Here is a 22,634-nt window from a genome sequence, read left to right as displayed (position 1 = left end):
AATTGCAAAAAATTCTTCATATCAAAAAAGAAAAAACAAAAAAACTTCAAAAAAGCTCTATACAAAGCCAATTTTTATGTTAATATATAAAATACATTAATTCACAGGGAGGATTGAATTATGGAAATGTTTTTGAAAATTGTTCCGTTCCTGGGTATTTTGGGCCTTTTGTTTGCAGCATACCTTGCAGCAAGGGTAAATAAGCAGGAACCAGGAACAGACAGAATGAAGGAGATTGCATCTGCAATCAGTGATGGAGCACAGGCGTTCCTGACAGCAGAATATAAAATTCTTATCATATTCGTTGCGGTACTCTTTGTGCTCATTGGTGTCGGTATCGGAAACTGGATTACAGCAATTTGCTTTGTTGTTGGAGCATTGTTTTCTACACTGGCAGGCTTCTGCGGAATGAAGGTTGCTACGAAGGCAAATGTCAGAACAGCAAATGCAGCGAAAGAAAAGGGAATGAATAAAGCTCTTTCCATTGCATTTTCCGGTGGAGCAGTTATGGGTATGTGCGTGGCTGGATTTGGTGTCTTTGGTGTGAGCGTTATCTACCTCATTACGAGAAATGTAGATATCATTACCGGATTCAGTCTTGGAGCATCTTCTATTGCATTGTTTGCCCGTGTTGGCGGTGGTATCTATACGAAAGCTGCAGACGTAGGAGCGGATCTGGTAGGTAAGGTTGAAGCTGGTATCCCTGAGGATGATCCGCGTAACCCGGCGGTTATTGCTGACAATGTAGGTGATAACGTAGGTGATGTTGCAGGAATGGGTGCCGATCTGTTTGAATCTTATGTGGGAGCTTTGATTTCGGCTTTGACTTTGGGAATTGTATATTTCCAGGAGGAAGGAGCTGTATTCCCGTTGCTTATCGCCGGACTGGGTCTGGTTGCGTCTATTCTGGGAACTTTCTTTGTAAAGGGTGACGAGAAGTCCAACCCACATAAAGCATTGAAGATGGGATCTTACGTAGCGAGTGCTCTGGTGCTGATTATTTCTGTTGTGTTAAGCAGATATTTCTTTGGGGATTTCAGAGCAGCAATCGCGATTGTTGCAGGACTGGTTGTTGGTCTTCTGATCGGTATTATCACAGAGGTATATACATCCGGTGATTATAAGTCTGTAAAAGAAATCGCCGAGCAGTCTGAGACCGGATCTGCTACAACGATTATCAGTGGTCTTGCCGTTGGAATGAAGTCTACAGCTATCCCAATTCTGTTAATCTGTGTAGGTATCTTTATTGCATATCAGTCATGCGGACTTTACGGAATCGCTCTTGCGGCAGTTGGAATGCTGTCTACGACTGCAATTACGGTTGCAGTAGATGCATACGGACCGATTGCTGATAATGCAGGTGGTATTGCTGAAATGTCCGGGCTGGAGCATGAAGTTCGTCAGATCACAGATAAACTGGATGCGGTTGGAAATACAACAGCTGCCATGGGTAAAGGTTTTGCAATTGGATCAGCGGCATTGACGGCTCTTGCATTGTTTGTGTCTTATGCAGAAGCTGTTAAGCTTGAGACAATTGATATTCTTGACAGCCGTGTTATCATCGGACTTCTGATCGGTGGTATGCTTCCGTTCCTGTTCTCTGCCATGACGATGTCATCTGTATCAAAAGCAGCATATCAGATGATTGAGGAAGTAAGACGTCAGTTCAGAACAATGCCGGGAATCATGCAGGGAACGGAGAAGCCGGATTATAAATCATGCGTTGCCATTTCTACAACAGCAGCACTGAAGGAGATGCTGGTACCGGGTATTATGGCAGTAGTTGCTCCGTTAGCTGTTGGAATTCTGTTAGGACCTGCTTCTCTTGGAGGACTTCTGGCAGGAGCACTTGTTACAGGTGTTATGATGGCTATCTTCATGTCTAATGCAGGTGGTGCATGGGACAATGCGAAGAAATATATCGAAGATGGAAACCATGGTGGAAAAGGAAGCGAAGCACACAAAGCAGCTGTAGTTGGAGATACAGTTGGAGATCCGTTTAAGGATACATCAGGTCCATCTATTAATATTCTGATCAAGCTGATGACAATTGTGTCACTCGTATTTGCACCATTATTCCTGTCTATTGGCGGACTGCTGTAACAGGAATACCATATCTTTGGATTACAGACAGTATTGTCGGATATATCCGACAATACTGTTTTTATGTGGCAGGAGAATTCACAATCTGTTTTGTATTCTTTGTTACGGAGAAAAAGGATAGGACTGGAAAGGAAAAGAAGATTGTGATAAGATATGTGACGATGGGATTATTGAAGATATAGTATAGAAAAGAGGCAATGAATATGACGAAAGTGGATATTATATCCGGATTTTTAGGCGCAGGGAAAACGACATTCATAAAAAAGCTGATTCAGGATGTATTTTCGGGAGAAAAACTGGTGCTGATTGAGAATGAATTTGGAGAGATCGGCATAGATGGAGGTTTTCTGAAGGATGCAGGCATTGAAATTACAGAGATGAATTCAGGATGTATCTGTTGTACGCTGGTTGGAGATTTCAATGTTGCACTTCAGAAAGTTCTGGAAGAATACCGGCCGGATCGAGTGATTATTGAACCGTCTGGTGTAGGTAAGCTGTCAGACGTTGCAAAAGCGATTGAAAATGTAAAGAAAGATGCGGACATTGAGATTGATGGAAGAATTACCGTGGTTGATGGTAAAAAAGCAAAGCTTTATATGAAAAATTTTGGCGAATTTTTTGAAAATCAGGTTGAGCATGCATCAACAGTTGTAATCAGTCGTACACAGATGATGAGCGATGAAAAGATTGAAGAGTGTGTTCATATGCTTCGGGAAAAAAATGCAGAAGCGACCATTATCTCAACACCATGGGAAGAACTGGGAAAAGATGCAATTTTGCATGCGTTGAACAAAGGGGTTGATCTTGAGAGTCTGCTGGAAGAGTCTGATGATCATGAACATCATCACCACCATGATCACGACCATGACCATGAAGAGTGCTGCGACCATGAACATCATCACCACCATGACCACGATCATGACCATGAAGAATGCTGCTGCCATGAGCATCACCACCATGATCACGATCATGACCATGAAGAATGCTGCGGTCATGAGCATCATCACCACCATGCAGATGAAGTGTTTACAAGCTGGGGAAAGGAAACGGCGCATAAGTATACAGAAGAAGAGCTGGATTTTCTGTTGAAAGTGCTGGCAGAGACGGATGCATACGGAACGATACTTCGATCAAAGGGTATTATTCAGATGACAGACGGAGTCTGGAAACAGTTTGATCTTGTGCCTCAGGAATATGAGGTAAGAGAAGGACAGGCAGACTATACAGGAAGAGTGTGTGTGATCGGAACAGATCTGAAAGAAGAAGATCTTTTGAAATTGTTCCATATTCAGTAGGAAAGTAAAGAGGGTGATATTATGGTAACGCCTGTATTTGTGGTAACCGGATTTTTAGACAGTGGAAAAACCACGATGATAAAAGAAACATTGATGGAGCAGGAATGGATCGAACCGGGACTTACTCTTTTATTAATGTGTGAGGAAGGGGAAGAAGAATATACACAGGAATATCTGGATGAAAAAGAAATGGTATTACTGAAAATAGACGATATTAGCCAGCTGAACACAGTGTTTTTTAAAAATTGTGAGAAGAATTATCATCCGGCCCAGATTGTAATTGAATATAACGGAATGTGGAAGCTGGAAGATCTGCTGACGATCAAATATCCCCGGAATTTTGAGCTTCAGGGTGTATATTCAACGGTAGATGGAACAACTTTGGATATGTATCTGACCAATATGAGAAATATGCTGATGGAACAGCTCGCAGAATCAGAACTGATTGTTGTTAACAGATGTGCGGAAGGAGTGGATCGTTCCGGATTCCGACGTGCACTTAAGGTTCAGAATCCAATGGCCCAGTTAATATTTGAGGGCATTGACGGCAAGATTATTGAACCTTCGGAGGAAGATCTGCCATATGACGTCAAAGGAGATAAAATTGTAATTGAGGATATGGATTTTGGAATCTGGTATGTAGATGCATATGATCATCCGGAATTATATCTTCATAAAGAGATCGAGTTTAAAGCACAGACATTTCGCCCACGTGGAATGAAGGATGATATGTTTGTTCCTGTTCGTCAGATCATGACCTGCTGTGCGGCAGATGTCCGATATTATGGGTATCCATGTAAAGCGGGAAAAAAGATACAGATTTCGAAGCGAGCATGGGTTCGTGTCAGAGCGAGATTTGAATATGAATCTCTTGCTGCATTCGGAAGCAAGCAGCCGGTATTATATCTGATTGATATGGAACCGGCAGAAAAGCCATCAGAAGAAGTAGTATATCTTGGGTAGATATGATGTGTTTTTAAATAAAAAGGAACTTTTCTCGAATATAGATATATAAATCTGTATTCAGGAAAAGTTCCTTTTGTAATAAAAAATGATCTGTTTTATTTGATGAATCCGAAGCAGTTCAGAATAACGATAAGTGTGAGAATCGGAACAGCAACTGTCATGACTATCTTGTCATACATGCTTAATTTTCCGTCACGTCCATCTTTTGTCAGTTCTTTTTCATATCCTTTGAATCCCCACACTTTATAGCAATAGAACGCAGTCAGCAGGCATCCTAATGGAAGCAGCACATAACCGGAGAAACAATCAACCAAGTCATAAATATTGTAATAGGAGATACCTGTGCCATAGGACCACCATGGGAGTTTGAGTCCGCTCAAAAGTCCCATGCCCTGACTCAGTGAACAGAAAATTCCGCCTATGAAGATCAGACCGGCAGTGATCCAGGTTGCCTTGCGGTGATTAATGTGGAACTTTTCTTCTACACATTTCACCGGAATTTCCAGAATTGTAAAGAAAGTAGAAAGAACGGCAAATATGATTGCTGTATAGAAGAAAAGACCAAGTATGTTACCGCCAGGTAGTTTTGAAAAGATCTCTGTCATGGCAAGGAAGATCAGGGAAGGACCTGCTGCCATCTCGGAGCCGGATCCGACAACTGTAGGGATGACTACAAAACCTGCAGTCAGTGCAACAGCCGTATCACAGACTGTAACCATCATAGAATCTTTCCGAATATTTGCGCTGTCTTTTACACTTGCACCTAATGTAACAAAGATTGCCCATCCGATACCGACAGAGAACATTACCTGCATACATGCGTCAGCAAATGTTTTCCAGGTGAATTTGGAAAAATCAGGAATCAGATAGAACTTTAATCCATCAATTGCTCCGTCAAATGCAAATAAAGCCCAGAATCCGCAGATGAGGAGAAGGACAAACAGTAAAGGCATGATTATCTTTGTTACTTTCTCGACAAGTTCAGTAATACCCTTTGACAACAGCAGAACAATGATGATCATCAATGTTCCGGCATAGATCAGAGGTTCGATCGGATCAAAAATAAAGTTCATATAGTAAGCGGCCTTATCAGAACCAAAATGTCCTCCAAGGAGATACGTTATAGCGTATTTCAAAACATAACCGCTGACAATGATATAGTACATATCAATCATGAAAGTACAAAGCACATTTACAAATCCAATAAATTTGAATTTTGGATTTACAACTCCGTATACAACGATGAAGGCACCGCCGCCTCCGCCGTAAGCGAGGTAAGGGGATTTTCATATGTTTCCTAGTCCGATGGCGGCACCTGCTGCCACCATAATGTAGCCAAATCGTGAACCAAAATTGGCTGAAGCCTTTTTCGCGTTACTACTCATAACATCACTCCATTCTCTGTTTTTGGATATAGAGAATTAAAAAAGGATGCGCTCACAAGCTTTGTGAGAGCATCCTCGCTTAATTCAACTTTTTATATGACAACAGATAGTTAGAAAATTGTCAAGGTATTCTGAATATTCAGGGTGCAAAGTGATAAATATTCAGAATGCGGAATGATTTCGGGATAGAATAACTATCTGAGGATGAATAAAGCAGACAAAAATGTCGGATAAAGAAAGGCTGGAAATCAGAAAAAGAGCGACAGATAAAAGGATGGATGTACCGAAAAAGGAACAAAATAACGACAAGAATGGCTAGACTTTTGGAAATGCAGGGACTATAATAATTATACACGTCAAAATATATGATTTGTATTATTATTAAGGAGGAACAACAAAAATGGCAAGAAAAATGAAGACCATGGATGGTAATCAGGCAGCAGCTCATGCATCATATGCTTATACTGAAGTTGCAGCTATTTACCCTATCACCCCATCATCCGTTATGCCGGAACATGTAGATGAGTGGGCTACCGAAGGCAGAAAGAACATATTTGGACAAACTGTCCAGGTAACAGAGATGCAGTCAGAAGCAGGTGCAGCAGGTGCAGTACACGGTTCCCTGGCAGCAGGTGCTCTGACAACAACCTTTACAGCATCTCAGGGATTATTGTTGATGATTCCTAACTTATATAAAGTAGCAGGTGAACAGCTTCCGGGAGTATTCAACGTATCAGCTCGTGCACTTGCAAGCCATGCATTGTCAATTTTCGGAGATCATTCGGATGTATATGCATGTCGTCAGACAGGTGCTGCTATGCTCTGTGAATCCAGTGTGCAGGAAGTTATGGACCTGACACCGGTTGCTCACTGTGCAGCATTAAAAGGAAAACTTCCATTTATCAATTTCTTTGACGGATTCCGTACATCTCACGAGATTCAGAAGATTGAAACATGGGATTATGAAGATCTGAAAGATCTGGTAGATATGGATGCAATTGATGAATTCAGAAACCACGCTCTGAATCCAAATCATCCATGCCAGAGAGGTTCCGCTCAGAATCCGGACATCTTCTTCCAGGCAAGAGAAGCATGTAACCCATATTACGATGCTATGCCGGCTATCGTTCAGGAATACATGGACAAAGTAAATGCTAAGATCGGAACAGATTATAAGCTGTTCAACTATTATGGAGCACCGGACGCTGAGAAAGTAATCGTTGCTATGGGTTCTGTATGTGATACAATCGAAGAGACTATTGATTACCTGACAGCAGCAGGAGAAAAAGTTGGTGTTGTTAAAGTTCGTCTTTACAGACCGTTCTGTGCACAGGCACTGATCGATGTAATTCCGGATACTGTAAAATACATCAATGTACTTGACAGAACAAAAGAACCAGGAGCTCAGGGAGAGCCATTATATCTGGACGTTGTTTCTGCACTGAAAGGATCTAAGTTTGACGCTGTTCCGGTTAACTGTGGACGTTACGGATTAGGTTCCAAAGATACAACACCTGCACAGATCGTTGCAGTATTCAACAATGTTGATAAGGAAAGATTTACGATCGGTATTGAAGATGATGTAACAAATCTTTCACTGGAAGTTGGCGCACCTCTCGTTACTACACCGGAAGGAACAATCAACTGTAAGTTCTGGGGTCTTGGAGCAGACGGTACTGTTGGTGCAAACAAGAACTCTATCAAGATTATTGGTGACAATACAGATATGTATGCACAGGCTTACTTCGATTATGACTCTAAGAAGTCTGGTGGTGTTACAATGTCTCACCTGCGTTTCGGTAAGAAGCCAATCAAGTCTACTTACCTGATTCACAAAGCAAACTTTGTAGCATGTCACAATCCTTCTTATGTAAATAAATATAATATGGTTCAGGAATTGGTTGACGGCGGTACATTCCTTCTGAACTGCCCATGGGACATGGAAGGTCTGGAGAAACATTTACCTGGACAGGTTAAGGCATTTATCGCTGACCACAACATCAAATTCTATACAATTGACGGTATCAAGATTGGTAAAGAGATCGGACTTGGCGGACGTATCAATACAGTGCTTCAGTCTGCATTCTTCAAACTTGCTGCTATCATTCCGGAAGAAGAAGCAATTGATCTGATGAAGAAAGCTGCAAAGGCTACTTACGGAAGAAAAGGTGACAAGATCGTACAGATGAACTACGACGCAATCGATGCTGGTGCAAAACAGGTGGTTGAAGTAGAAGTACCGGAATCCTGGAAGTCCTGCACAGACGAAGGTTTATTTGCACCGGAAGTTAAGGGTGGAAAAGATGATGTCGTAGCATTTGTTAAGAATATTCAGGCAAAGGTTAATGCACAGGAAGGTAACTCACTTCCGGTATCTGCATTCAATGATTATGTAGATGGTTCTACACCGTCTGGTACTGCAGCATACGAGAAACGTGGTATCGCAGTAGATATCCCGGTATGGAAATCTGAGAACTGTATCCAGTGTAACCGTTGTGCATATGTATGTCCGCACGCAGTTATCCGTCCGGTAGCATTGACAGAAGAAGAGCTTGCTAAGGCTCCGGAAGGAACACAGGCAATTCCTATGATCGGTATGCCGGGACTGAAGTTTACAATGACTGTATCAGCTCTTGACTGTACAGGATGTGGTTCTTGTGCAAATGTCTGCCCGGGCAAGAAGGGTGAGAAAGCTCTTGTTATGGAAAATCTGGAAGCTAATGCAGCATCTCAGGATGTCTTTGATTTCGGAAGAGAGATCGAGGTAAAACCGGAAGTTGTTGCGAAGTTCAAACCAGAAACTGTTAAGGGAAGTCAGTTCAAACAGCCATTGTTAGAGTTCTCAGGAGCATGTGCCGGCTGTGGTGAAACACCTTACGCTAAATTAATTACACAGTTATTCGGTGACAGAATGTACATTGCAAATGCAACAGGATGTTCTTCTATCTGGGGTAACTCTTCACCGTCTACACCATATACCGTAAACGGAAAGGGACAGGGTCCTGCATGGGCAAACTCCTTATTCGAAGATAATGCTGAGTTTGGTTATGGTATGTTACTTGCTCAGAAAGCAATCAGAAAGAGATTAAAAGAGCAGGTAGAGACTGTTGCAGCATCTGATGCAGCTCCGGCAGAAGTAAAAGCAGCATGCCAGGAATATCTGGATACATTCAACTGTGGTGTTATGAATGGAGATGCTACAGATAAATTAGTTGCAGCATTAGAAGGATGCGATTGTGATACATGCAGAGATATCGTTAAGAATAAAGACTTCCTCGCTAAGAAATCCCAGTGGATCTTCGGTGGTGACGGATGGGCTTATGATATCGGATTCGGTGGTGTTGACCACGTATTAGCAAGTGGTGAAGATATTAACATCATGGTATTCGATACAGAGGTTTACTCTAACACAGGTGGACAGTCTTCTAAGGCTACTAAGACTGGTGCAACAGCTCAGTTTGCAGCAGGCGGAAAAGAGACGAAGAAGAAAGACCTTGCAGGTATTGCAATGAGCTATGGTTATGTATACGTAGCACAGATTGCTATGGGTGCTGACTTCAATCAGACTGTTAAAGCAATTGCAGAGGCAGAGGCTTATCCGGGACCATCACTTATCATTGCTTATGCTCCATGTATTAACCATGGTATCAAGAAAGGTATGAGCAAAGCTCAGACTGAAGAAGCATTGGCAGTAGAATGTGGATACTGGAACAACTTCAGATTCAATCCTGCAGCAGAAGGCGGCAAGTTTACACTTGACAGCAAAGAGCCTAAACAGGAAGATTACCAGGCATTCCTTGACGGAGAAGTTCGTTATAATGCACTGAAGAGAGCTAATCCGGAAAAAGCAGCTAAGCTGTTTGCTAGAAACGAAGCAGAAGCAATGGAAAGATATGCATATCTGAAGAAGCTGGTAACTCTGTACGGAGAAGAATAAGAATCAGTTTTAGGAAAATAAAAGGGCGGTTGCGAAAGCAGCCGCTCTTTTTTTTCGTGCGTAATTATTCCTTGCCATCTTACATCTATATGAGTATACTTGTTGTTATATGATGTGAAAAGAGAGGGTAATACATGAAAAGAGAGAATTTTGGCTCACGTCTGGGATTTATTCTTGTTTCTGCAGGATGTGCAATTGGAATTGGAAATGTATGGAAGTTCCCATATATGTGTGGAGAGTTCGGAGGAGCGGCATTTATATTGATTTATTTGCTTTTTTTAATAGTTTTGGGGATTCCCGTTCTGGTCTGTGAATTTGCAGTAGGTCGCGCAAGTCGTCACAGTGTTGCTGCGGCATTTGAAACACTGGAACCGGAGGGCACCCATTGGCATATTACGAAATGGATTGGCATTATAGGAAGTTATCTTCTTATGATGTTTTATACAACGGTTGGCGGATGGATGATGTATTATTGTTTTCGCAGTGTCAGAGGTGACTTTGTCGGAGCGGATGCAGGTCAGGTGGCGAAAGCTTTTTCGGAAATGCTGGATAATCTTCCAACCATGGCTTTTTGGACCACTCTTATCTGTGTAATTGGCTTTGTGGTTTGTCTGTTTGGAATTCAAAAAGGGATAGAACGTGTTTCGAAGGGGATGATGTCAGCTCTTCTGGTGATTATGGTTGTGCTGGCAGTTCACTCTGTTTTTATGGATGGTGCAGTAGAAGGAATCCGCTTTTACCTGGTGCCGGACTTTTCAAGAATGTTGGAAATCGGCATTGGCAATGTGGTATTTGGAGCAATGAGTCAGGCGTTTTTTACGCTTTCTATTGGTATTGGAGCAATGCTGATCTTTGGAAGTTATATGGATGATTCCAGAAGTCTGACTGGCGAGGCAATCAGTATTACGGCACTAGACACATTTGTTGCATTGATGGCAGGGTTTATTATTATTCCTGCGTGTTTTTCGTTTGGAATAGAGCCGGGAGCAGGACCGAGTCTGATATTTATCACTATTCCGAATATTTTTGCGCAGATACCAGGAGGCCGGATCTGGGGAGCTTTATTTTTCCTGTTTTTGACATTTGCGGCTTTTTCAACGATTGTCGCAGTGTTTGAGAATATTATTTCGTTTGATATGGATCTGTTTCAGTGGTCCAGAAAAAAGAGTACATTTGTGAGTGCGATTCTGATTATTTTGCTTAGTATGCCATGTGTACTGGGCTTCAATGTATTAGCCGGATTTGAGCCACTGGGAAACGGTTCGAATATCATGGATCTGGAAGATTTTATAGTATCCAATAATCTTCTTCCTTTGGGAAGCCTGGGGTATGTATTATTCTGTACCGGAAAAAATGGCTGGGGATGGGAACCGTTTCTGAAAGAGGTCAATACCGGAAAGGGAATCCGATTTCCAGCGTTGATGAGAGGGTATACTGCATATATATTGCCACTGATTATTATTGTGATATATTTGAAGGGGTATTATGATAAGTTTGCCGGTATGGGAAAAATGACAATGAGTATCTGGATGGCAATCGCCGTATTTCTTTTGGGATTTGTGCTGTGTTGTGCATGGTTATCGGGGAAAAGAAAATCTGATAAGTAGAAAGGACTGGTGTAATAGTTGCGAGATTATTACACCAGTTTTTATGATATTTTTTCTTCGATTTGGTCAACTCGTTGTTCCAGATGTGATATTCGACGTTCCAGAAGAGGAATCGTATCAGCATCGAGTTTTATAGTTCTCATTGTTGCTTCCAGACGATCCAGGCGTTCTTCAATACGAGCAAAGTGAAGATTAGTTTTTTCCTGTACCAGATCTACTTCTTTCAGGATTGTGTTTAAAAGATATTGATTATTTGCTTCAAAACGTTCGTCCAGGAAATCCTTGAGCCGAAAATCCTGTTCGGCAAATTTCTGATCAAATCTGGCGTCCTGCTCGGCAAACTTTTGATCGAATCTGGCGTCCTGCCCGGCAAACTTCTGATCGAATCTGATTTCCTGCTCGGCAAACTTCTGATCGAACCTGGCCTCTTGCTCAGCAAACTTCTGATCGAGTAGAACGGTAAGGGATTGTAATAGTTCGTTGTTGGTCATTGTATCACCTCCTGCTATTATTGATTGTGTAAAAAAATTATATCAGGAAGTATACAGTGTTTCAACTGTAAAATTAAATTCTAAACATTCTGTCAATTCTGAGCTTATTCAAGATTTTCATAACTCCATTGCTTTATGTAATCTAAAAATTTGAGTGTAGCAGGAGATCTTGGAAATGTGATCAAAGGGGAACTGGCAGGACGTGAAAACGACGATGAGATCATTGTATTCGAGACGGCTGGAGTGGCAACACAGGATCTGGTGGCTGCAAGAGAGATTTATGATAAAGCAGTGGAAGCAGGCGTAGGAATTCAGTGGGGTTAATAGCTGTACAGCAATAGCAGGTTATGTTATTATGTTCTTATATTTTGTCTGAGCTGTGTCTTTCATTGAAGGAGAGCAGGAATATCATGTTTGGGAATGATGAAAAAGGAGTATAAGAGATAAGATGACAATACTAATTGAAAAAATATATGCATTATTGTGGGGAGATATTGTATCGATTCCACTTCCGGGAGGCGAAAGTCTGGGACTTTCGCTTCTGGTTATTTTACTGATACCGACAGGGATTTATTTTACGGTTCGTACCAGATGTCTTCCGATTCGACTGTTCCCGGATATGGTCAGGTCTCTGACAGGGAAAAAGCAGCAGAACAGTGCCCTCTCATCGCTGCAGACGTTGATTGTGTCGACGGCTACAAGGGTTGGAATGGGAAATCTGGTTGGAGTTGTTGCAGCAATATCCGCCGGAGGGGCAGGTGCAGTCTTCTGGATGTGGCTGACAGCACTTCTGGGATCATCGACGGCATTTGTTGAGGCGACGCTTGCACAGCTGCATAAAGAAGAAGATCCGTTATATGGAGGTTACCATGGAGGACCGGCTTATTATATTCATCATTATGCAGAACAGAAGAAGGGAAAAAAGCTGAAACATTCTGTGCTTGCAGTTTTATTTGCGGTGTCCGGTCTGATCTGTTGGTGCGGAATCAGTCAGGTGATCAGCAATTCTGTTACTTCTGCGTTCGCCAATGCATTTCAGATTCCACCGATTTATACGACAGTTCTTCTGGTGATTCTGGCAGCAATTATTGTATTGCGAAAAGATGCTACGGTGAAAGTACTGGATATTATGGTTCCGGTTATGGCGGGATGTTATTTTCTGATTACGCTGTTTATTATTGTGACGAATTTTTCACATCTTCCGGTTGTATTCGAAAGAATATTTTCAGAGGCTTTCGGAATCCGACAGGCGGTGGCAGGGGGATTCGGAGCGGTGATCATGAACGGAGTGAAGCGTGGATTGTTTTCCAATGAAGCGGGCTCCGGATCAGCGCCCTGTGCGGCAGCAGCGGCTCAGAGTGATCATCCGGTGGAAATTGGCCTGGTTCAGGCACTTGGAGTTTTTATCGATACAATTGTGATCTGCAGCTGTACAGCAATGATCATGCTTCTGGTTCCGGAAAATGTGACAGATGGACTTGCAGGAATGGATCTTTTGCAGGCAGCCCTACAGTACCATCTTGGGAATTTTGGAGTTATTTTTATTGCAATTACATTAGGATTATTCAGTTTTTCCACATTTATAGGGATTTTGTTTTATGCCAGATCAAATGTTGCTTATCTGTTTGGCAACAAATGGAGTTTCCAGACAGCTTATAAAATTCTTGCGCTGATTATGCTATTTGTCGGAGGACTTGCAGCTTATACAGTTGTATGGGATCTGGGAGATGTAGGAATCGGGCTTATGACAATTTTTAATCTGATTGCCCTGTATGCAATGTCCGGACAGGCGCTTCAGGCCCTGAAAGATTATGAATCGAGTAAAAAAATATAGAGGAAACGGAAAAGGGACTGCCGTAAAAGACAGATGTTGTTTTTTACGGCAGTCCCTTCTTCCGGGGATTCAAACGTATTGTAAAGAAGAATCTTTTATTGATGAACTTCATATGCTGTACGTCGGATATCAGGGATCGAAATCAGTGCAGGATAGAGTATGCAGGCAATGATCAGACCACCGACTCCCTGGATGATATTGGCAGGGATACTTGCCGCAGCGCCTGAAACACCGTACATAAAGGATTCGCACAGGAAATATCCGCCGGCAACCAGAATGATATCTGTTACGCCGCCAAGAATCACTGCAGTATAACGGCTTTTTGATGTTTTACCGATCCTCTGGTAGATGACTCCTGCAATCAGAGCAATCAGACCCTTGATCACAAGTGTGATAGGTACATAGATAAAATATCCGCCGATCAGATCAGCAAGGGCCGATCCGATTCCGCCTGCAACCATCCCCCATACAGGTCCAAGGATCACACCGGACAAGATGACAACTGCGTCACCTGGATGAATATATCCGTTGGTTCCTGGGGTCGGGATCCGTATAGACATGGTTGCAACACAGGCAAGTGCTGCAAACAGTGCAGTCATTATAATTTTCTTTAAGTTCGTATTCATGGTTCATTCCTCTTTTCTGTTAAGTAATTCTGTAATTGAGGATACTTTACAATAATTCTGGAATGAGATAAAGGGCCAATTATGTGGAAAATGACCAGTCCAGTTTTTGGGAAAAGATATTGTTATGGAGATAAATGATTTTTACGATACTGACTGGGAGAACAGCCCATGTATCTTTTGAATATCTGTCCATAGTAAGCAGGGGTGGAAAACCCGACCGTATCAGCGATTTTTGTGATACTATCTCCACTCATCAGCAGTGGAAGACTGTTCTGGATCCGAAGCGAAAGCAGATAATCGAATATCGTCATTTTCATGTGTTTTTTAAAGAACCTGCAGCATTCGCTTTTGCAGATATTTACATGGTCCGCAATATCGTCCAGACAGAGATCTTCCATGGAATGCTCCTGAACGTAAGACATAATACTGCGGAGACGGTCCAGGTGTTTTGAATCAGGAGAGACATCAGAAGGGATGGAGGAGTAATAGTGATAAAGATTCTGCCAGACAGAAGTAAGAAGCATGTGAATCCGGAGTTCATAATCCACCGGAGGATTCAGCGATAATTGATAAATGGTCTGAATCTGTTCAAGGACATTCTGCTGCCAGGGTGTCTTTGGATCCAGTTTCAGGGAAGCCCAGGACGCATTGGAAGTGATAAAATCCATATATTTTGTCTGAATCAGACTGTTTTCATAGCCATAGATAAAGCGGGGATGGAAAGTGACAGAGATGTAGTTGCAGTCCTGACTGTCCAGCATATATCCTGAGTGCAGGGCATTGCAGTTACAGAACAGTCCTTCACCGGCGGAAAGTATATATTTTTTGTCATTTACACAGTATTCCATCTGTCCGGATATGAACCAGGTCAGTTCAATCTCCGGATGCCAGTGCCACATAAAAGAACCCTGCTCATAAAACTGAATCGCTTCGGGACTGATATGGACAGGAAATGAATAATTCCCATGCTGTTTGTTTTCTTTCTGGTTTTTTTCTATGTTGATCTGCATAATATCCTCCCAATATGATAATCTCAATATTCTTATAAATCTGTCCAATATATTTATTGCTGTATGATTATGTTCTCATTATAATCATAAATTAGATGATATGTATATGCAAGGGAAATTCATTGAATGGAGGATAAAAAAGTGAAAGATCAGTTGATTCAGAAATTTGTGGAACTGTATGGAAACGGCGGTGAGATATCTGCTTATTTTGCACCGGGAAGAGTGAATCTGATTGGAGAACACACAGATTATAATGGCGGACATGTATTTCCGTGTGCACTGACACTTGGAACTTATGGAATCGTAAGAAAAAGGGAAGACCGAAAGCTGAGATTTTATTCTGTGAATTTTGAAAAAGCCGGGATCATTGCATCGAGTCTGGATGAACTGGTGCCGGAAAAAAAGGCGGGATGGACCAATTATCCTAAGGGAGTGATGTGGGCATTTGAAAAAAGAGGATATCACATACCTGCAGGAATGGATATTCTGATCTGTGGAAATATTCCGAATGGATCGGGACTGTCATCATCTGCATCTCTGGAAGTCCTTACAGGAATCATTCTGAGAGATACATTTGGGTTTGATGAAGTTTCCATGGTAGATATTGCCCTGATCGGTCAGGACTCTGAGAATAATTTTAACGGATGTAATTGTGGAATCATGGATCAGTTTGCAAGCGCTATGGGTAAGAAAGATCATGCAATCTTCCTGGATACCAATACCCTGCATTATGAATATGCTCCGGTTATCCTGAATGATGCAAAGATTGTAATTGCCAACAGCAAAGTAAAGCACAGTCTGGTGAATTCTGCGTATAACGACAGACGAAATGAATGTGAGACTGCCCTGAAGGAACTGAAGGAAGTAACAGAGATTCAGACACTTGGAGATCTTACAGAAGAGGAGTTTGAGACTTATAAACAGGCAATTAAGGATCCGGTAAGAAGAAAACGTGCAAAGCATGCAGTGTATGAGAATCAGAGAACACTGCGGGCGGTAGAAGCGCTTAAGAATCAGGACATAGAGCTGTTTGGACAGCTCATGAATGCATCACATACATCACTCAGAGATGATTATGAAGTTTCCTGTAAGGAGATTGATATTCTGGTTGATCTTGCGCAGGCAATGCCGCATGTATTGGGCTCCAGAATTACGGGCGGTGGATTCGGCGGATGCACCGTCAGCATTGTAAAGAATGATACGGTAGAAAGGTTCGTAGATGAGATAGGAAAAGCCTATGAAGAAAAAGTCGGACACAAAGCAGAATTTTATGTCGTAGATATCGGCGATGGAGCAAAAGCAATCTAAAACATCGAAGAAAAGGGAGATCGAAACAATGTTATATGAAAATATTAAAAAACTGGTAACCTATGGAATCCAGACCGGACTGACTCCGGAATGCGAACGCATATACACGACGAACCTTCTGCTCGAATTATTTGGGGAAGAAGATTATGAAGATGTTGATATCGATGAAACACAGATTGATCTTGAACCAGTACTCGCTGCACTGTTGGATGAAGCAGTGGAGAGAGGAATCATCGAGAACAGTATTGGATACCGTGATCTTTTTGACACAAAGATCATGAACTGTCTGGTGCCAAGACCTGCGCAGGTGCAGGAAACATTTGCAAAAAAATATGAAATTTCTCCGGAAGAAGCAACGAATTATTTTTATAAGTTGAGTCAGGACAGCGATTATATCCGCCGTTACCGAGTGAAAAAAGACATGAAATGGAAAGTAGATTCGGATTACGGCAAAATTGATATCACGATCAATCTCTCAAAACCGGAAAAAGATCCGAAAGCAATCGCTGCTGCAAGAAATGCAAAAGCAAGCAGCTATCCAAAATGTCTTCTGTGTATGGAAAATGAAGGATATGCGGGCAGACTGAATCATCCGGCAAGAGAAAATCACCGCATTATTCCGATTACGATCAATGACAGCAAATGGGGATTTCAGTATTCACCTTATGTATATTACAATGAGCATTGTATCGTGTTTAACGGGCAGCATGTTCCTATGAAGATTGAAGAAGCAACATTTGTGAAGCTCTTTGATTTTGTGAAAATGTTTCCGCACTATTTTCTGGGATCCAATGCCGATCTTCCGATTGTCGGTGGATCTATCTTAAGCCATGATCATTTTCAGGGAGGACATTATACCTTTGCGATGGCTGAGGCCTCGATGGAAAAGCAGGTGACGATTCCCGGATATGAAGATGTGGAAGCCGGAATTGTAAAATGGCCATTGTCTGTTTTGCGCATCAGAAGTAAAGATGAAAAACGACTGATCAGTCTGGCGGACCATGTACTGAATACATGGAGGGGATACACGGATGAAGATGCATATATCTTCGCGGAGACAGACGGGGAACCACACAACACGATTACTCCGATTGCAAGGAAAAAGGGAGAGATGTATGAGCTGGATCTGACCCTTCGCAATAATATCACAACAGAAGAACATCCTCTGGGGGTTTATCATCCACATGCACAGTACCATAATATCAAAAAGGAAAATATCGGTCTGATCGAGGTTATGGGACTTGCAGTGCTGCCGGCAAGATTGAAAGAAGAACTGGAAATTCTGGCAGAGTATCTGGTAGGAAAGAAGGATATCAGAAGTAATGAAAAGATTGAAAAACATGCAGAGTGGGCAGAAGCATTTCTTCCGAAATATCCGAAGATCACAGAAGAAAATGTTATGGATATATTGAAAGAAGAAGTTGGAATTACATTCGTACATGTATTGGAGGATGCCGGAGTATATAAGTGCACACCGGAGGGAAGAGAAGCGTTTATGCGATTTATAAACACCTTATAATCAAAGGATATATCAAAACAGAGAAGGATGTATCGGCAAAAAGCCGGCATCCTTTTTTCTTTTAAAAAATCGCTATAGTTTCACCATATATTGTTAAATGAGTATTACAACAGGAAGAATGACATCCGTCACGGTGAATTTTGAGGATATTGATAATGTGGAGATTGAAGCAAAAGGTCTTGAAGTTACATATAATTCGATGCAGTATTATTGAGTGTTTTTATCATCTTTACCCTTCCGCTTCTGATTCTGGTGATTGGTCTCATTTACTGAAAAAAGGATATAAACTTATAGGCTTTATCGATAACAAGCGGTAGTTATTGAAAATAGCTATTGGAAGGAATGGAAGGAAAATGATATGATAAGCATCAGAAATTCAGAAAATTGGTGCGAGAAAATGAAGAATAAAAAATTGTGGATTTTTATTGGAATTCTGCTGATTGTAATTGTTCTGAACAGGGTCTTCGGATGGTCTTCCTATCTGGGCGATATGGACAATCTTGAATTTCTGGAAAGAATAGTAGAGCAGAATCTGGCTATGGCGGCAATCATATATATTGTGCTGACGATTGTTGGATGCGTGGTGCTGGCACTTCCGGGAATTACTTTTGCAGTTATTGCAGGGGTATTATTCGGACCGGTATGGGGAACTGTTTTTTGCTCGGCGGCAACGACGATCGGAGCGATTCTGGCCTTTTTCATGGGGAGATTTTTTCTGAAAGACAGTATCAGACCACTGGCAATGAAGAATCGTTATCTGAAAAAATGGCTGTTTGATGAATCCGGGAAAAATGAGATATTTGTATTAATGATCACCAGGCTTGTCCCGGTTTTTCCTTATAATCTTCAAAACTTTGCTTATGGAGTCACCGATATCGATGCAGGAACCTATGCGTTGTTTTCAATGTTATTTATGCTTCCGGGAACGGCAATGTACACGATCGGTGCAGCAGGACTGGCGGATTCGGAAAACAGAGTTCTCTATATCGGGATTGCTCTTTTTATGGCAGCTGCGGTAATCGGAATCGGATTTTATTTGAAAAAACATTATATAAAAGAAGGAAAGACAGAGAATGACGGTACGGAAAAAGAAGCATAATCAGGCGGTGATTGTATTTACGAGAATCCCTCTTCCGGGACAGACCAAGACAAGAATGATGCCGTATCTTGATGCAGAGCAGTGTGCGAGACTGCATACGAATTTTCTGAAAGATATTGCAGTCGCATGCAGACGATCTGCGGCTGATGTATTTGTCTATTATACACCGGAAAGACCGGCGGGAATTCTGGAAGAGATCTTTGAATATGCAAAAGGATTCGAAGTGCAGAAGGGAGACGACCTTGGACAACGGATGTATGTGGCGATTCGGGACATACTTGAAAAGGGGTATGAAAAGTGTGTGCTGATCGGTACGGACATTCCGGAGATTCAGGCAAAATATCTGAAAGAGGCTTTTGCGGCACTGGATCATTATGATGTGGTATTCGGACCGACTGCGGACGGAGGATATTATCTGACGGGAATGAAAAAACCTCTCGCGGAAACTTTTGAAAAACAAAGCTACGGACATGGAAGTGTTCTGGAAAATACGATTGCAAGTCTTGAAAGCAAGGGGATTACGGCGGGGTTAATTACAGAGCTGGAGGATATGGATACCAGGGAAGATCTTACTGCATATCGGAATCGTATGAGAACAGAACGAAATCTACAGTATACTTATACAGGAAAGTATCTGATGCGAACCGGCAGGATATCCATAATTATTCCGGTATACAATGAAGAAAAAACAGTGGGAAGGCTAAAAGAACAATTGCGAGGGCTTAAAAATCACTGTGAGATTCTGTTTGTAGACGGAGGAAGTACAGATCGGACTCTTGAGAAGCTGGGTACAGAATACAGAGTCATTCATGCACCGAAAGGAAGAGCCAATCAGATGAATGCCGGAGCAAAAGCAAGTAGCGGGGACATCCTGTTTTTTTTACATTGTGACAGTGAACTGCCGCTGCATCCACTGGAAGAGATCCGACAAGTCATGAAAGATCACAGAGTCGGGTGTTTTGGGGTGGCATTCCAGTCACATAACTTTTTTATGTTTACCTGCAGGCTTGCTTCTAACTGGAGGGCAAAACATAGGAAGATCATGTTTGGGGATCAGGGGATTTTTATTGACAGAGATCTGTTCTTTGAAGTTGGAATGTTTCCGGATATGCCAATCATGGAAGATTATCAGTTTTCATTGAGTTTAAAAAAGAGAAAAGAGAAAACAGGGATTACAAAGCACCGGATCTACTCATCAGATCGGAGATTTGAGGGAGGAAGTTTCAAAAAATTAGCTGTTATGGCAAAAATGCACTGGCTTCGCCTGCAGTACAGGAAGCATGTGTCAGCGGAAAAAATTGCACGGCAGTATCCGGATATCAGATAGATAGAGAAAGAAGGAAAGAACGGATGGACAGAATAAAGGGTTTATATGAATATGTCAGAGGGAAAAGATATCGTGAGGCGCTGGGCCTTCCGGACCAGGTATGTGAGGAGTACCGGCTTCTTGCACAGGGCGAATATAACATCAATTACCTGTTTGTGCATCCGGTCACAGGTCAAAGGCTTCTGCTCCGGGTTAATTGTGGAAGCCAGATGCATCTGGAAGACCAGATCGAGTATGAAGGCTATGCGTTAAGGCTTCTGGAAAAGACCGGAAGGACACCAAAAGTTTTATATGTGGATGGAGAAAAAGAAATACTGGATTACGGGATACTGGTTATGGAATATCTTCCGGGACACAGTCTGGATTATCGAACTGAGCTGGAACGGGCAGCAGGGTGTCTGGCAGACATTCACAGTATGAAACTTGATGGAGACAATCGTCTGCTACGTCCGAAGGATCCTCTGCGCGCAATTCTGGAAGAGTGTGAAGAAATGGTCAGAGTCTATATGGAATCAGCGCTTGCGGATGAAGAAAAAAAATCGACTCTGCGGCAGTTGCTGGAATATGGATGGGAAAAAATAGAAAGAGTAGATTGCCGGCCTGTTTATCGCTGCTGTATTAATACAGAGCTGAATTCTACAAATTTTCTGATAAATGCTGAGGGAGAAAGAGATTACCTGATAGACTGGGAAAAACCTTTGTATGGAGATCCGGCACAGGATCTCGGGCATTTTATTGCACCAACAACAACGTTCTGGAAGACGGATGTGATCTTGACGGTTCCTGAGATGGAACGATTTCTGGATGGATATATTGAAAAGGTGAATGGGAGATATCCAACGGAGGGATTGAAGGAAAGAGCGCTTTTGTATGCGCAGATCAATTGTCTGCGCGGAGTTACATGGTGTGCAATGGCATGGGTACAGTACCAGCAGCCGGATAAGCTTATTGTTAATGAATCAACGAGACAGAAACTGGATCAGTATCTGGAAGACGAGTTCCTTTCGATGATACAGGAGTTTATTACCCATAGATAATATCTATAACACACATAGATGCAAACAATTAGACTGACAGGGGATACGATGATAGAATAGAATGAACAAATTGATTAAACTGGGAGGTAAAATGATGAGAAGAATGAAGAAATATGCTGCACTGTTTCTTGCGATGGTTATGATAGCCGGCATTGCGGGCTGTGAATCCAAGAAAGAAGAAGCTCCTAAGGAAGAAGTGGAAGAAACAACAGAAACAGAAGAGCAGGAAGAAGAAACGGATGAAGAGGAAGTTGCAGATGAGTTTACCGGAGAGTATGTTGTTAACACTGATTATGTAATCGAACATATGAACAGTGAAGATGTGATTCTCGTAGATGCCCGTGGAGAAGAGGCAGCTGCAGAAGAAACGGTAGAAGGTGCGATCGCAACAACATGGCAGTATCTTGCAACCTGTGAAGACGGTGCTCCCGGCGATGCAAACTGGGGATGTATCCTGGATACAGAACGCCTCGGTCAGAGACTGGGTGAACTTGGTCTGGATAAAGAGAAAGAGATTATCTTATTTGCAGCTGCAGATGAAGGCTGGGGAGATGATGGCCGTATTGCATGGGAACTTCTCGCTGCCGGTTATGAAGATGTAAAGATCGTGAATGGTGGATTTCAGGGCCTGAAAGCAGCCGGTGCCAAGATGCAGCAGGGGGCTTCACAGCCACAGCCATGTGAGATTACAGTTGATGCAATTGATGAAACACATGTCATCAATACAGATGAACTTCAGGAAAATTATGACAGTTATAAAGTAGTGGATGTTCGTGCAGACGAAGAATATAACGGAGAGATTCTGTACGGAGAAGCGAATGGAGGACATCTTCCGGGAGCGGTTCACATCCGTTTTACAGATCTGTTTCAGGAGGATTCTACATTAAAGACGAATGCTGAACTTACACAGATGTTTGAAGATGCGGGACTGTCTCAGGACGATCAGATTGTAACCTATTGCACAGGAGGAATCCGTTCTGCGTATATGCAGCTTGTCATGGAAATGTGTGGTTTTGAGCAGGTGAAGAATTATGATGAATCCTTCTACAGATGGGCAGCAGTCGGAGAACTTGAATAACGGCGGGATCAG

The 22,634-nt window shown here is 42.2% G+C and carries 17 protein-coding genes; 13 read left to right on the top strand and 4 right to left on the bottom strand.

The window, feature by feature from the left end; translation table 11 throughout:
• The first annotated feature begins 120 nt into the window (after positions 1 to 120).
• The 3 genes from ABE547_RS02925 to ABE547_RS02915 all read left to right on the top strand — a co-directional run bounded on the left by ABE547_RS02925 (position 121) and on the right by ABE547_RS02915 (position 4,361).
• Positions 121 to 2,103: a sodium-translocating pyrophosphatase gene (locus ABE547_RS02925; RefSeq protein WP_347377367.1), complete on the top strand. Its 1,983-nt coding sequence runs from the start codon at positions 121 to 123 to the stop codon at positions 2,101 to 2,103.
• A gap of 203 nt (positions 2,104 to 2,306) precedes the next feature.
• On the top strand, positions 2,307 to 3,398 hold the full coding sequence (locus ABE547_RS02920; RefSeq protein WP_347377366.1) for a CobW family GTP-binding protein: 1,092 nt from the start codon (positions 2,307 to 2,309) through the stop codon (positions 3,396 to 3,398).
• 21 nt (positions 3,399 to 3,419) lie between these two features.
• Positions 3,420 to 4,361: a GTP-binding protein gene (locus ABE547_RS02915; protein WP_347377365.1), complete on the top strand. Its 942-nt coding sequence runs from the start codon at positions 3,420 to 3,422 to the stop codon at positions 4,359 to 4,361.
• Between the two features lie 98 nt (positions 4,362 to 4,459).
• Here the strand turns inward: ABE547_RS02915 and ABE547_RS02910 are convergent, their stop codons facing one another.
• The gene (locus tag ABE547_RS02910; RefSeq protein ID WP_347377437.1) at positions 4,460 to 5,608 is read right to left on the bottom strand and encodes a sodium-dependent transporter; all 1,149 of its coding nucleotides are present in this window, start codon (positions 5,606 to 5,608) and stop codon (positions 4,460 to 4,462) included.
• Between the two features lie 541 nt (positions 5,609 to 6,149).
• Between ABE547_RS02910 and nifJ the strand changes: the two genes are divergently transcribed.
• Positions 6,150 to 9,686 carry a pyruvate:ferredoxin (flavodoxin) oxidoreductase gene (gene nifJ / locus ABE547_RS02905; protein ID WP_347377364.1) on the top strand — a complete coding sequence of 1,179 codons (3,537 nt, stop codon included), beginning with the start codon at positions 6,150 to 6,152 and terminating at the stop codon, positions 9,684 to 9,686.
• A gap of 134 nt (positions 9,687 to 9,820) precedes the next feature.
• Positions 9,821 to 11,293, top strand: coding sequence for a sodium-dependent transporter (locus tag ABE547_RS02900; RefSeq protein ID WP_347377363.1), 1,473 nt, complete (start codon positions 9,821 to 9,823; stop codon positions 11,291 to 11,293).
• A gap of 41 nt (positions 11,294 to 11,334) precedes the next feature.
• On the opposite strand, the gene ABE547_RS02895 is transcribed toward ABE547_RS02900, so the two are convergent.
• Positions 11,335 to 11,784: a hypothetical protein gene (locus tag ABE547_RS02895; RefSeq protein WP_347377362.1), complete on the bottom strand. Its 450-nt coding sequence runs from the start codon at positions 11,782 to 11,784 to the stop codon at positions 11,335 to 11,337.
• Positions 11,785 to 11,934: 150 nt separating this feature from the next.
• Here ABE547_RS02895 and ABE547_RS02890 point away from each other — a divergent pair, with 150 nt between their 5' ends.
• Both ABE547_RS02890 and ABE547_RS02885 read left to right on the top strand, forming a co-directional pair.
• Positions 11,935 to 12,108, top strand: a complete 174-nt coding sequence (locus ABE547_RS02890; protein ID WP_347377361.1) for a hypothetical protein — start codon at positions 11,935 to 11,937, stop codon at positions 12,106 to 12,108.
• A gap of 124 nt (positions 12,109 to 12,232) precedes the next feature.
• Positions 12,233 to 13,618, top strand: coding sequence for an alanine/glycine:cation symporter family protein (locus ABE547_RS02885; protein ID WP_347377360.1), 1,386 nt, complete (start codon positions 12,233 to 12,235; stop codon positions 13,616 to 13,618).
• A 95-nt stretch (positions 13,619 to 13,713) separates the two neighbouring features.
• Here ABE547_RS02885 and ABE547_RS02880 read toward each other — a convergent pair whose 3' ends face one another.
• On the bottom strand, positions 13,714 to 14,244 hold the full coding sequence (locus ABE547_RS02880; RefSeq protein ID WP_347377359.1) for an ECF transporter S component: 531 nt from the start codon (positions 14,242 to 14,244) through the stop codon (positions 13,714 to 13,716).
• A gap of 122 nt (positions 14,245 to 14,366) precedes the next feature.
• The gene (locus ABE547_RS02875) at positions 14,367 to 15,254 is read right to left on the bottom strand and encodes an AraC family transcriptional regulator (RefSeq protein WP_347377358.1); all 888 of its coding nucleotides are present in this window, start codon (positions 15,252 to 15,254) and stop codon (positions 14,367 to 14,369) included.
• Positions 15,255 to 15,395: 141 nt separating this feature from the next.
• Between ABE547_RS02875 and ABE547_RS02870 the strand changes: the two genes are divergently transcribed.
• The 6 genes from ABE547_RS02870 (at position 15,396) to ABE547_RS02845 (ending at position 22,622) form a co-directional block, all read left to right on the top strand.
• Positions 15,396 to 16,562, top strand: a complete 1,167-nt coding sequence (locus ABE547_RS02870; protein WP_347377357.1) for a galactokinase — start codon at positions 15,396 to 15,398, stop codon at positions 16,560 to 16,562.
• 28 nt (positions 16,563 to 16,590) lie between these two features.
• Positions 16,591 to 18,081, top strand: a complete 1,491-nt coding sequence (gene galT, locus ABE547_RS02865) for a UDP-glucose--hexose-1-phosphate uridylyltransferase (RefSeq protein WP_347377356.1) — start codon at positions 16,591 to 16,593, stop codon at positions 18,079 to 18,081.
• A 358-nt stretch (positions 18,082 to 18,439) separates the two neighbouring features.
• Positions 18,440 to 19,180, top strand: coding sequence for a TVP38/TMEM64 family protein (locus tag ABE547_RS02860; RefSeq protein ID WP_347377355.1), 741 nt, complete (start codon positions 18,440 to 18,442; stop codon positions 19,178 to 19,180).
• Positions 19,155 to 20,507 (top strand): TIGR04283 family arsenosugar biosynthesis glycosyltransferase, encoded by a 1,353-nt coding sequence (locus tag ABE547_RS02855; RefSeq protein WP_347377354.1) that lies wholly within the window; start codon positions 19,155 to 19,157, stop codon positions 20,505 to 20,507. Before ABE547_RS02860 ends, ABE547_RS02855 begins: the two co-directional genes overlap by 26 nt.
• A gap of 23 nt (positions 20,508 to 20,530) precedes the next feature.
• Entirely contained in the window at positions 20,531 to 21,544 is a 1,014-nt protein-coding gene (locus ABE547_RS02850) for an aminoglycoside phosphotransferase family protein (RefSeq protein ID WP_347377353.1), read from the top strand.
• 91 nt (positions 21,545 to 21,635) lie between these two features.
• Positions 21,636 to 22,622 (top strand): rhodanese-like domain-containing protein, encoded by a 987-nt coding sequence (locus ABE547_RS02845; protein WP_347377352.1) that lies wholly within the window; start codon positions 21,636 to 21,638, stop codon positions 22,620 to 22,622.
• The last annotated feature ends 12 nt before the right edge of the window (positions 22,623 to 22,634 follow it).

This window comes from Dorea sp. YH-dor226, from assembly GCF_039832105.1.
GTDB lineage: Bacteria > Bacillota > Clostridia > Lachnospirales > Lachnospiraceae > Dorea_A.
This window is presented reverse-complemented; position numbering and strand designations above follow the sequence as displayed.